This window comes from Tolypothrix sp. PCC 7601, from assembly GCF_025677855.1.
GTDB lineage: Bacteria > Cyanobacteriota > Cyanobacteriia > Cyanobacteriales > Nostocaceae > Aulosira > Aulosira diplosiphon.
In genome coordinates this window covers 2,696,306-2,708,770 of sequence record NZ_CP064879.1, presented here as the reverse complement: position 1 = coordinate 2,708,770, position 12,465 = coordinate 2,696,306, and the positions used below count along the sequence as shown (strand labels likewise).

The window sequence follows — 12,465 nt, the reverse complement described above, 5'->3', positions numbered from 1 at the left end:
TGTCAAATTTTTTAGGGAAAAGGGGAAAGGTGAAAGGGTAAAGGTTGTCCTTTTTTCTCGTTACTTTTTCCCTTCTAAAAATATTTGGACATCATTCTTATTCTCAGCTAATTCTGAAATTCTTAACTTTGCCAATCACCTAGTTGAGTAGTCAAAAAATAACGGACATGGTCAACAAATGCTGGCCCCCATTGTCTAGTACCATGCCCCATTCCTGGGACAATATAACAAGCACCATCGGGGAATTTCTCAGCACAAGTACGAGTATCTCGAACCCGAACAATGGGATCGTTAGCACCAACTAAAAAGCGAACCCGACGCGGTAGCTTGACTTGCTCAACATAATTCATGGGGTTGCATTCCCAAGCATATTCATCATGATATTTAAGATTTTTGGCTAATTGTAAAAGCTTCACTACAGGTGTTAACTCAGGCTGTAATCTGGTTAACAGCCTTACGGCGAATCCACCCAAAGGTGAGGCGGCTAAATCAGGCAATAACCAATAGCCCCAACTGTTAGCAAAAGATTGCAGATCGGCATGACCAATAGCCCCCAATAGTCTGTCCCCCAAACCTTTTGCGGTAAACGCGTAGGCAGAAAGTAAAACTCCCATACTTACCCCAAACAAAGCCAGTCGGCGATCGCTGAGATGATAGCGATCGCCACAAAAGTTATGAATACTGGCAATGTTACTGGCAGTACTACGAAATATACTTAAAAGCAACGCCGTATCAAAGGAAATATTTTGAGCAATTAATGGCTGAATCTCATTTTGGATCGTAGCTGTGAAGGTGCGTACTAAGCTGCGTCCACCAGCAAAGGGGGTATCAAATAAAGCTACAGCAATACCCATTTGCGTTAGTGTAGGCACAATAAAAGCATTCCAACCATAAGGGGCACTCATACCCTGTAAACCAATCACCAGAGGTGTTTGCTGTAGCGGGCGATGTGGTGGTAAAAACACAGCTACGGGAAAGCTGCTTAAACGTTCATCGATATTAGCTATCCCAGTATAAGGATATGGCTCATAAAACCAATAGCGATCGCCATTCACACCTGCAAAATTAATTTGATCTGGCCCATAAATCGGCATACTAGAGGAGAGGAATTTAATAGTAGGAAAAAATATTTTTATGCTCTTGTTATAGGCGATCGCAATTGTCAAAAGTTCCAGCTGCAACCAGTTTATACTTAATACTTCAGCCTTCTCCTATCGAAGACGCTACACCAACAGCCTTTAGTTAAGATGTCGTTTAACTCAGTTAATGATATTTTAAGTGGTCTCGAACAACAAACTCAGTGGCAGGAACAACCTTTTCAACGCTTGCTGCAATGTTGGGCGGAGGTGGTTGGTACAGTGGTTGCTGCACATACTCGACCATTATCTATTCAACGCGATGTCCTGCGGGTGGCAACTTCTAGCGCGGCTTGGGCGCAAAATCTGACTTTTTCACGTCAAAAGCTAATTTTGAAGTTGAATGAAAAGTTGCCAACGCCTTTGGTAGATATCCGCTTTTCTACAGCTGGTTGGCAATCATCTCCAGAACCAGAGAAGCCGCAACTAACGGTTTCACCAAGCGAACATCCCAGTTATTTGGGTGATAAAAGTAATTCTGTTCAAGATACCAAGCCTCATACTACTAATCCCAATGCGGCTTTCGGGCATTGGGCAAAAGTTATGCAAATGCGATCGCATGGTTTACCGCTTTGTCCTCAATGTCAGTGTCCTACCCCACCTGGCGAACTTCAGCGTTGGCAGGTTTGTTCTCTGTGTGCGGCTAAACAGTTATGAACATTGTCTGAGTTGAGAACTAGAGCTACACACTTGTGAAATGATTGTAGTTAATCAGCTTGTTGATGGCTAAAAGAGCAGAATATTCCAAAGTCTTCCATCAAGCAGCACCCCTGTAGATGATGTTCAGCGAGGTATCGAGGTATTTATGAACTGGATTAAGGTTCTTCCCGAAAATGAACTGCCACTTAACGATCGCAAAGTGGTAAAAGTAGAACAACGCAATATCTTATTAGTTCACCACAATAACCAAATCTACGCCCTAGAAAATTCTTGCCCCCACATGAAGCTACCTTTGAAGAAGGGTAAAATCACAGATGATGGTGCGATCGTCTGTCCATTTCACCGTAGTGCTTTTGACCTTGCCACTGGCAACCCTACTGAATGGATTACCTTTCCGCCTGGTATTAACAAGTTGATGGGTATGGTTTCTAAAGAAAAATCAGTACCCGTATTTCCTACTCGTGTAGAAGAAGGAAATATTTGGGTAGGATTGTAATTAGGAAATATTAATTGGTAATTGGTAATTGGTAATTGGTAATTGGTAATTGTCGCTGTTGATTACGCCTTGTCTGCACGTAACTGCAAAAAAGCACTCTTTTTTTAGACAGAAAATTTTGACCACATCTATAACTGTGTTTAATTACGTAGACGCGTAGCAGCTACTCTCAATGAGACAGATTCAAGGCGAACCCACAGGATGCAATACTTGTTGGTTAAGGGCAAAAGGGGAAGGGGAAAAGTGGCACGAAAAAACCTTTAACCCTTACCCTTTAACCTTTTCCCCAAACCAAATTAAAAGTTGAAAATCCTTAACCGAGCAATATTGCCACAGGATGTTACGAATTATTAATTACGAATTACCTTATTCAAGATTTTTAATGTAGTTAATGTGTATAAATTCGTGCTGTTTCATGACCAATCAGTACAAAGTCCGCTAGGGGTGAAACCCGCAGGGGGGCTTGCCATACTAGCGTATCATCAACACATGGCATAAGATTATGCTTCCACAAATACCGATAACACCAGCGCCAGCTTTTACACCGTATTCACTGGCGCTTTTATTTTAGCTATTACGAGGGATGTTCAGCACGAGATGACGCTATCCAATGAACACGAGGGAGTGATTTTGAAGCTTTTATTCAGGCTACAGAAAAAAGTCTTCTGTGTTGGCTATATGTCAATACAGTTCAGATAAGTTCATTAGTGATTGATTTGTCAGTTGTGTAAAAAGCTAGCTCAATTGGGGGATTCTCCCCCAAACCCCCGATTGGGTGAAGTTTGTGGGGAAGGTTTCCTTCCACAAAACTTCGGACGGTTGCGTCCCCCAAACCCCCTCCAAAATTATTGTTGCGTTTTTTGTTGAGTAACTAGGGCTTGCAGAATAAACAAAAAACCTAGATAAATCAAGAGATTTGGGGGGACAAAAGAGAATAAAGTGCAAGGAAAAAGGATAAAGTAAGTAAAAACCCTTGTAGCAAGTTGCGTTGATATGTATCGAAAAGCGCAAAAGCAAGAAACAGCAGCAGAAGACTTTGAACTACCCTTTGGGGGAAACTAGCCTCAGATAACCGTTGGGTAATCATGGCGGAGATGATACCTTGGTCAGAATTTGAAGCAGAGTACGCAGCAATATTTTCAGCAGAAATGGGCGCGCCAGCCAAAACATTTAGGATGGCATTAGGGGCATTAATAATTAAAGAAAAACTAGGCATAAGTGATAGGGAGACAGTAGAGCAAATTAGGGAGAATCCCTATCTGCAATACTTTATAGGAATGTCTTGCTATAGCAATAATGCCCCATTTGATGCGTCAATGTTAGTTCACTTTAGAGAAAGAATAGATATAAAATTAGTTAACAAACTGAATCGAGAAATAGTCAAGCAAGTGTTAGAAAGTAAAGAGGAGGTAGAAGTAAAATCAAAAAAGTCAGAAACCGAGGATTTAAAAAATGAGCCGACCAATCGGGGAAAATTAATATTAGATGCGAGTTGTGCGCCAGCGGATATCAGTTATCCCACAGACTTAGGATTATTAAATCAAGCCAGAAAGCATACAGAAACAATTATAGATATTTTATATAACTCCCTCTTGTTAAAGAGTATCAAAAAACCGAGAACCTATAGAAATATAGCTAGAAAGAATTACTTATTGGTAGCCAAAAAAAGAAAACCGACCATTAAAGAAAGAAGGAAAGCCATTAAACGGCAACTACAATATATCAAAAGAAATTTAGTTCACATTCAGCAGCTAATGGAGTTAGGTGCGTCACTCTTCAACCTGAGTAATAGGCAATATAAGAAATTACTGGTAGTAGCAGAAATTTATCGTCAACAACTTTGGTTATATGAAAATAAAAAAATTAGTATAGAAGACCGTATTGTCAGTTTAAATCAACCACACATTCGTCCGATAGTCCGTGGTAAAGCTGGAAAAAAAGTAGAGTTTGGGGCAAAGCTTTCAGCTAGTTGCTATGATGGCTATGTATTTTTAGACCATATTAGTTGGGATAATTTTAACGAATCAGGCGACTTAAAATCACAAGTAGAAGCCTACAAAAACTACACCGGGTATTATCCTCAATCAGTTCATGTTGATAAAATTTATCGCACTAGAGACAACCGCTCTTGGTGTCAAGAAAGAGGAATTAGAATTAGTGGGCCACCTTTAGGGAGACCACCTAAAAATGTCAGTCCTGAAAAAAAGAAACAAGCACGAGAAGATGAGCTAATTCGTAACTCTATTGAGGGTAAATTCGGACAAGGTAAACGAAGATTTAGCTTGGGTAGAGTCATGGCTAAACTTCCTCATACCTCTGTCACTGCTATTGCTATTACTTTTTTAGTCATGAATCTTTCTACCCTTGTTTCACGGCTTTTTTGGGAATTTTTATGCCAATTTTTCAACATTACATCTTTTTTCACTTCTTTTATTAGCAAAAGTGATGTTCCGTTTGATTGCAGACAACAAAAACTTATATTTGCTCTTCCCTGACTACTGAGTCAATTTTTCTCTTGCCTTGGAATGACTTTTTCAGCAAGCCCTAACTAGTTTTTTGGTTTTGTTGTCAATTAATTTTCTTAAGAGTACTCCAAGTAAAAAAATGCTCAATTGTCATTGCGAATGGAGCGAAGCGGAATGTTCGCGTAGCGTTCCCGCAGGGTAGCAATCGCAAGGGCTGAGATTGCTTCTCTGCGAGACGCTACGCGAACGCTACACTCCGTTTCGCTCGCAATGACAGGTTTTGGATCGTTTATTTTTTGGAACACTCTAACTGAACTGTATTGGGCTATATGTTGAAGATTCAGTGCTTAGGTTGTCAAAAGTCAAGATTCAAAAACTGTTTGGACTCTTGACCCTGGACTATTATTTCTGCTTAAGATGCCTGTAGGCGATTTTGTCGGCGTTCGGGGCTACCTGTGGGAATTGCGGCGATTAAGTTTTGCGTATATTCTTCTTTGGGTTCGAGGTAGATACTTTGGGCTGTACCTTGTTCGACAATTTGACCGCGATTCATGACTAAAATGCGATCGCTCATAAATTTCACTACGCTTAAATCATGGGAAATGAAGATATAAGTTAGTTGAAAATCTTCTTGCAATTCTTTGAGGAGATTCAAGACTTGGGCTTGTACAGAGACATCCAGTGCAGATACCGATTCATCACAAATAATAAACTTGGGATTTAATGCCAAAGAACGGGCAATACAAATTCTCTGACGTTGACCTCCAGAAAACTGGTGAGGATAACGGTTGATTGCATCTGCACCCAATCCTACCCGTTCTAAAAGTTCAACTACACGTTCTTGGCGTTGTCGCTTTGTTTTCCCTACATAATGAATTACCAATGGTTCTGCGATCGCTTCTCCAACTTTCATTCTTGGATCAAGGGAACTAAAGGGATTTTGGAAGACTATTTGCATTTCCCGGCGGAGTTTTTGCAACGGTTCACCTTTGAGGGAGGTAATATCTTGTCCCTCGAACATGATTTGACCACTCATCGGTTCAATTAAGCGCAGTAATGTTCTGCCCAGAGTGGTTTTACCGCAACCAGATTCGCCTACTAATCCCACTGTTTCGCCTGGTTTTACTTCAAAGGAAACGTTATTTACGGCCATAGTGTAGCGTTTGATGCCGCCTAGCAAGCCTTTTACAGGGAAGCCAACTTTGAGGTTGCGAACTTCTAATAAGGGTTGCTTTTTATCGAGGTCTGCCAATCTTTTAACTATTTCTTCGCTGGTAACTTCTGGCGGTGGTGAAGGTGCTTTCGCTTGAATTACTAATTGACCTGTGGGACTATCTTCCACACTCATGTAGTCGGAAACAGTCAGGAGTTTTTGGGGATGGCGGGTGAGTGTAGGGCGGCAAGCGACTAAACCTTTAGTATATGGATGTTGAGGATTACTAAAAATTTCTGTGGCTGTATTATATTCAACAATTTTCCCTCTATACATTACCGCTACTTGATCAGCAATTTCCGCAATTAATCCCAAGTCATGGGTAATAAATATCATTGCCATGTCGCGACTTTGCTGCAATTCTCGCATCAATTCCAGAATTGTTGCTTGCACTGTGACATCTAGGGCTGTAGTTGGTTCGTCAGCAATCAATAACAATGGGTTACAAGAAATTGCCATTGCAATCATCACCCGTTGTAACTGACCCCCAGAAAGCTCGTGAGGGTAGCGTTCTAGCATCGATTCTTTATGCTGCTTCACCAAATCTGCCAGTTTTTGCCCTTCGGGTTTGGGTGATTTGGAGTTAGTTTGACTCCAAGTATCGAGATATTGCTGGGCTATTTGTTCATCGCTGGGGAGGAGTTTAACTTCTTGCAAACCCGCGATCGCAATTTGTCGCGCTTGTGATGGTGACACCTCTTGATGTCGCATAATCGCTTCTGTTAGCTGAAACCCAATGTTATAAACTGGGTTGAGCGAACTCATGGGTTCTTGGAAAATCATAGCTATGTCGCCGCCTCGGTATAGCTGCATTTGCTCAGGCGGTAACTCTGCTAAGTTGATGGGTGGGTTATTCTCTTGATGAGTAAACCAAATTTCCCCGCCAGTCACTCTACCGGGACTTTGCAACAAACCCATGACTGCAAGGGATGTGACTGATTTACCACTCCCGGACTCTCCCACTATTCCTAAAGTTTCGCCCCGATGGAGTTGAAATGAAATCCCATCAACGGCTTTGAGGGTATTGCCATCACTGGAAAATTCAACTTGGAGATTGCGAACCTCTAGGATAGTTTCTCTCATAGGAGTGTAGTTAAAAAGTTTTACTAATAGTTATTTGGAGTTTAACAGCGATTTTGAGTGCTGAGTTGGAGAGACGCGATTAATCGCGTCTGTACAAGAGTTCTGAGTTGGAGAGACGCGATTAATCGCGTCTGTACAAGAGTTCTGAGTTATGAATTTTAAGTGATAGCTTATGGCTAATAACAAAAGAGAATACATAAAATATAACGGATGTCGGGGATATTTGAGTTTTGTTTGTCACAAATCACTCATTCCTGACATCCGTTATTCATTAGACCTTTTGCAAGAGGTGGGGAAGGGAAAAAGACAAAACCTTTCCCCCTTCCCCCTTCTCCTTTTCCCAACTTCTATTGTGTGCGGTTGCTTAGAAGGGAATATCATCGATATTCGGTTCTTCGACTGCGGGATAAGTAGTCCGTTCAAAATTAGCAGGTTGGGGTATGGGTTCGGGATTCTTCACTCTGGGCGCAACGTTAGCTGTGCTAGTAGCTGGGGCTGGTGCTGGGCGAGGTGAATCATAACTAGCTGCTGGTTGAGGAGTCGGGGCGACAGGTGCTGCGGCTGGTGGTGAGTAAGTTTCTGTGACTACTGGCGGTGAACTGAGATTAAAACTACCGCCAACATTTTGGATTTGCTGTACAGTCAATTCCGCCCGTTTTTCCTTAAAACCTTCTGGGCGATCAATAGTATTCATCCCCAATCTTCCTACCAAAATGACGCGATCGCCTTGATGATAGTTTTGCTGAATTTCTGAGGCTAAATTCCCCCACCCTACAACTTTCAAAGTTGCTGGTGCATCTTCTGGACGCTGAGAATTAGGAAACTGCACCAGCATTTCCGTGACTGCTAAGTTATCTGATGTATAGCGTAGTTGCGGTTCCTGAATAATTTCCGCCATCAAAACACAGCTATTCATGAAAGTCCTCCTGATAATTAAACTTGCTAGTTAGAAAGTCGAGTTTTAGGGAACTCCAAAAAATAAATTATTTCGTTCAAGTTGTTGACTGTTGACTGTTGACTGTTGACTGTTGACGGTTCACAGTTAACAGTCAACGGTCAACAGTCAACAATAGCAATAAAATTTTTTTACTTGGAAGTTCTTTAATTATGTAGCTCTACTGATTAAGTAGATGATGACAAATAAACAGAACTATATCCGGAGGGGAAAAAGTTAATGGGAACAGGGAAATAACCCTTACCCCTTCACCCTTACCCTTTTTCCTCAAAAAATCTGACATATTTTGCTTTCAAGACACCAACCTACTCTATATATATTTTTAAGTTTTGCATTTTTGACAGACATTCTTCATTTTCAGTCAGTTTTAGCATAAAAGCCAAGCGATGGATGCTTTCGCAACCTTCGCCTGACTTAAGCAAGCATTGATTCTACAACTGAGTAGTATAATTGTACCATCATGTCTGTGGTTTCACACAGAAATTATCACGGGACAACAGAAGCAGGACGCAATTTTTGGTCAAAAGAGAATGTACTTTGAGCCATAAAGCCTAGTAGTTGAATCTTGAAGGCTGAAGTTTGAGCCTTTGAGCCTGAAAGTTGAGCCTTTGAGCTTGAAAGTTGCGCCTTTGAACCTGAAAGTTGAGCTTTTGAGCCTGGAAGTTGAGGCTTTGAACTTGGAAGTTGAGGCTTTGAGCCTGGAAGTTGAGCCTTTAAGCCTGGAAGTTGAGGCTTTAAGCCTGGAAGTTGAGGCTTTAAGCCTGGAAGTTGAGCCTTTGAGCTTGAAAGTTGAGGCTTTAAGCCTGGAAGTTGAGGCTTTAAGCCTGGAAGTTGAGCTTTTGAGCTTGAAAGTTGCACCTTTGAACCTGAAAGTTGAGGCTTTAGGGACTTCCAAATAAAAAAATATCCCAGTATGTATTGTGGGGTGGACATCTTGTCCGCCCAGTTTATGTGGCGGGCAAGATGCCCGCCCCACAAGATGGAATAATTTATTTCTTGGAAATCCCTTAAGCCTGAAAGCTGAACCTTTATGCCTGAAAGTTGCACCTTTGAAACCAAAATTTCCAGCCCATCTCTTAACTATTCTCTCTTCACCCATCCTCTATGCCCAATGCCCAATGCCCCATCCCCTATATATTTACATGAACAGGGAAAACGCCTAAGCCGATGAAACGTGCTGGAAAGTCACGCAAGATAGGTAAGCGCAGAAAAGCAGGCGGTTGGAAGGTTTGATCAGAGGTGAGAATGCGGGCAAATATCTGTTTTTGGATCAAGGTTTGAAATCCTTGAATGATTCTTGTGGGTAATTCTCGTTGACGCTGTACTTTTGCTAAGTCTTGAATGCTTAAATTCTGATTTTTTAGTGGTTTACTAATCGCATTGGCTGTGACGACAGCATCTTGAATAGCGTAGTTAATTCCAACGCCACCTACGGGAGACATAACATGAGCCGCATCACCTATCAGTAGCAATCCTTGACGATACCAGCGCTTGACGCGGCTGGATTCTACGGAAAGAAAAGCGACTTGTGACCAATCATGTAAATTAGAAATGCGATCGCTTAACTCTGGTACAACTTCCACAACAGATTTTTTTAATTCCTCTAAGCCAGCAGCACGTAGTTTTTGATAACCGTCTTTGGGAATTACATAAGCAATCTGCCATTCTTCACCCCGATCAAGCATGACGAGAATGTGTCCTTGGGAAATTCGCCCCATTCCGCCTTCTGCGTCTTCTGGCTGGCGGGGGAGGCGGAACCAGAGGACATCCATTGGTGGGGAAGTTTCTATTGATTCAAATTCACCCAGTTGTCTCAGTTTAGAATGGCGACCATCTGCACCAACAGTAAGTTTCGCGCGAATTTCATGCCAACCGCCGCCGCCGCGATAACGTACACCCTGAATTACCCCATCTTCTACAATTAATTCTTGGACATTTGCCCCCATTACTAACTGAAAATTAGGATATTTCTGCGCTTCTTGGGTGATAAATTCTAAGAATTTCACTTGGGGAAGCATTGTAATGTATGGGTAATTAGTTTTTAGGTGGCTAAAATCTGCCAAAGTGACACTATCTTGGGCAGTTTGAATCTGAAGTTGGCGAATTTTCGTATGGGGTAATTGCAGCAAGCGATCGCTTAACCCCAATTCCTCCATAATTTCCATGACTGAGGGGTGAATCGTATCACCCCGAAAGTCGCGATCAAAGTCTTTGTGTGCTTCTAATAGCATTACAGGAATGCCTTGACGTGCTAACAACAGTGCCAACACAGCCCCAGCCGGGCCACCACCAACAATGCAACAATCGGTGGTTTTTACGTCTACAATGTCATGAACAGGATTAACCGTTGGCTCTGGAGCAGGATTTTCGGATACAGAGTTTGTCATAATCTGACCTTCAGAAAGCCCTAAAATCAAGGTTAGTTTCCTTTGGATACGGAAAGCCAGTTTTTTAACTTTTCGTATTCAGGTGGAATGTGTAAAATCAGGGCTAACTGTCTTAGGACTTACGCAAGTGTCACATTTTTTTCGTTTAGGCTGTCCAGGGTCAAGGGTCAAAAAACCTAAATAAATTTTTGACACTTGACCCTTGACTATTGACTCTTAAACCAGAAGATGGGTGTACCAGTTGCGTCAGTTCTGTGTCTTTGTCTGTTGTCTTAGTCATTTGTTGTTTGTCTAGTGCCCAATGACTAATGACTGATAACCAATGAGAATCATTAATACTCGTGTCTCAAGTTATATTAGAAAACATTTATAAAAGTTTTCCCCCTCGCAAAGGGGAAGGTATCGCCTCGCCACCCCCATTGGCTTTAGATTCTGGCAAGAAAAGCGATGCACAGCCAGAACGTCCAGAAAATATCAGCGTTTTGCGGCGCATTAACCTGACGATCGCAGATGGGGAATTTATGGTGCTTGTGGGGCCTTCTGGTTGCGGTAAAAGTACCCTACTGCGGTTAATTGCTGGCTTAGAAACGATGACAGGCGGCAATATTTGGGTAGGCGATCGCTTAGTCAACGATCTACCACCCAAAGAACGAGACATTGCAATGGTGTTTCAAAATTACGCCCTTTATCCTCACATGTCGGTGTACGACAACATCGCCTTTGGACTCCGTCGCCGCTTTGAAACTCCACCAGACGAGCAAGTATTATCCCCCTCATCCCCCTCATCTTCCTCATCCCCCCACCTTCCCCCTTGGGTGGAACACCTGTTTGTAGGGATGACGCGCAATTTACCGAAAGGACTGCGTTACATTTCCGACAAAGAACGGGAAGTAGATCGTAAGGTGCGGAATGTGGCTCAATTATTGCAAATTGAAGCCTTGCTGAATCGCCTACCGAAACAGCTATCTGGGGGACAAAGACAGCGAGTTGCATTAGGAAGAGCGATCGCCCGCAATCCTCAAGTATTTTTAATGGATGAGCCGCTATCTAATTTAGATGCGAAACTGCGTGCAGAAACCCGCGCGCAAATTGTGAAATTACAGCGCCAGTTAGGGACAACCACAATTTACGTCACCCACGATCAAACAGAAGCGATGACGATGGGCGATCGCATTGCGATTATGAATCAAGGACAAATTCAGCAAGTGGCTTCTCCCTTGGAACTTTATAATCGCCCAGCTAATCGCTTTGTTGCCGAATTTATTGGTTCACCACCAATGAATTTTATTCCTGTAAAATTTCAGGCTCCCTTATTAATTACCCATTCCCAATTTCGTTTGACTTTACCAGAAATTTGGGGAGCAGCTTTGCAAAAATATGATGGACAAACTCTAATTTTAGGTGTGCGTCCCGAGCATTTTAACGTTAGCGTACCTGCTACAAAAAATCTCCCTGTGCAAGTAGATTTAGTAGAAAATCTCGGTAACGATAGTTTTCTCAGCGTCAGACTTACTGAATCTCCCACAGCTAACATAGGTGATTATCTACAAGTGCGAGTACCATCAGAAAGATTAGTCAGTATTGGCGATCAATTATGGTTATCGCTAATTCCAGATAAAATTCACTTTTTTGACCCTGAAACCGATTTAGCAGTGTTTGCATCACATTAATTACAACGCTGTTCACGCTGCTAAATACAATAACTTTGGTAGTAGCGTGACAAGGCTAAAATAGTGCATAAAAAACTCTTGTGGGATGGGTGTCTCACCCGTCCAGGGCGGACAAGATGTCCACCCCACAAGAAAAATTATTGCAACATTTTAGCTGTGTCAGTCCAGTAGGATGCGTTAGCGCTAGGGTAACGCATCTAAGATTTTTTCAGCAATCAAATCTGATTCCTATAGTGCCTATACAACGAAGTTATTTGTGGCAAACATTATTTGAATTGTTATAAGATTTCCACTTCTCCCATCCAATTGCGTTAATTGATGAAATATTAATTTGCTTTTATTAGTCAATTGAAACTTCATTCAATTTAAAAACTAGAGTTTTTTTTAAAATAAAAAGCTA

At 41.9% G+C, this 12,465-nt stretch carries 9 protein-coding genes; 5 read left to right on the top strand and 4 right to left on the bottom strand.

Annotated features, from left to right (window positions below):
- Positions 1-122: 122 nt before the first annotated feature.
- Positions 123-1,094 (bottom strand): hypothetical protein, encoded by a 972-nt coding sequence (locus tag HG267_RS11315; protein WP_045869062.1) that lies wholly within the window; start codon positions 1,092-1,094, stop codon positions 123-125.
- 153 nt (positions 1,095-1,247) lie between these two features.
- Between HG267_RS11315 and HG267_RS11310 the strand changes: the two genes are divergently transcribed.
- The 3 genes from HG267_RS11310 (at position 1,248) to HG267_RS11300 (ending at position 4,787) form a co-directional block, all read left to right on the top strand.
- Positions 1,248-1,793 carry a DUF721 domain-containing protein gene (locus tag HG267_RS11310; protein ID WP_045869061.1) on the top strand — a complete coding sequence of 182 codons (546 nt, stop codon included), beginning with the start codon at positions 1,248-1,250 and terminating at the stop codon, positions 1,791-1,793.
- A gap of 148 nt (positions 1,794-1,941) precedes the next feature.
- Complete coding sequence (locus HG267_RS11305; RefSeq protein WP_045869060.1) at positions 1,942-2,292, top strand: Rieske (2Fe-2S) protein; 351 nt, start codon at positions 1,942-1,944, stop codon at positions 2,290-2,292.
- Between the two features lie 993 nt (positions 2,293-3,285).
- Positions 3,286-4,787 (top strand): IS5 family transposase gene (locus tag HG267_RS11300; protein ID WP_045869909.1). Its coding sequence is split into 2 segments (ribosomal slippage): positions 3,286-3,343 and positions 3,343-4,787, totalling 1,503 coding nucleotides; the frame shifts between segments, so codons are not numbered across the junction.
- A gap of 382 nt (positions 4,788-5,169) precedes the next feature.
- Here HG267_RS11300 and HG267_RS11295 read toward each other — a convergent pair.
- Positions 5,170-7,053, bottom strand: a complete 1,884-nt coding sequence (locus HG267_RS11295) for an ABC transporter ATP-binding protein (protein ID WP_045869059.1) — start codon at positions 7,051-7,053, stop codon at positions 5,170-5,172.
- 364 nt (positions 7,054-7,417) lie between these two features.
- Complete coding sequence (locus tag HG267_RS11290; RefSeq protein ID WP_045869058.1) at positions 7,418-7,969, bottom strand: single-stranded DNA-binding protein; 552 nt, start codon at positions 7,967-7,969, stop codon at positions 7,418-7,420.
- A gap of 626 nt (positions 7,970-8,595) precedes the next feature.
- Between HG267_RS11290 and HG267_RS11285 the strand changes: the two genes are divergently transcribed.
- On the top strand, positions 8,596-8,907 hold the full coding sequence (locus HG267_RS11285) for a hypothetical protein (protein WP_045869057.1): 312 nt from the start codon (positions 8,596-8,598) through the stop codon (positions 8,905-8,907).
- Between the two features lie 231 nt (positions 8,908-9,138).
- Here the strand turns inward: HG267_RS11285 and HG267_RS11280 are convergent, their stop codons facing one another.
- Entirely contained in the window at positions 9,139-10,395 is a 1,257-nt protein-coding gene (locus tag HG267_RS11280) for an FAD-dependent oxidoreductase (protein ID WP_045869624.1), read from the bottom strand.
- Positions 10,396-10,736: 341 nt separating this feature from the next.
- Here HG267_RS11280 and HG267_RS11275 point away from each other — a divergent pair, with 341 nt between their 5' ends.
- The gene (locus HG267_RS11275) at positions 10,737-12,065 is read left to right on the top strand and encodes an ABC transporter ATP-binding protein (protein ID WP_045869056.1); all 1,329 of its coding nucleotides are present in this window, start codon (positions 10,737-10,739) and stop codon (positions 12,063-12,065) included.
- The last annotated feature ends 400 nt before the right edge of the window (positions 12,066-12,465 follow it).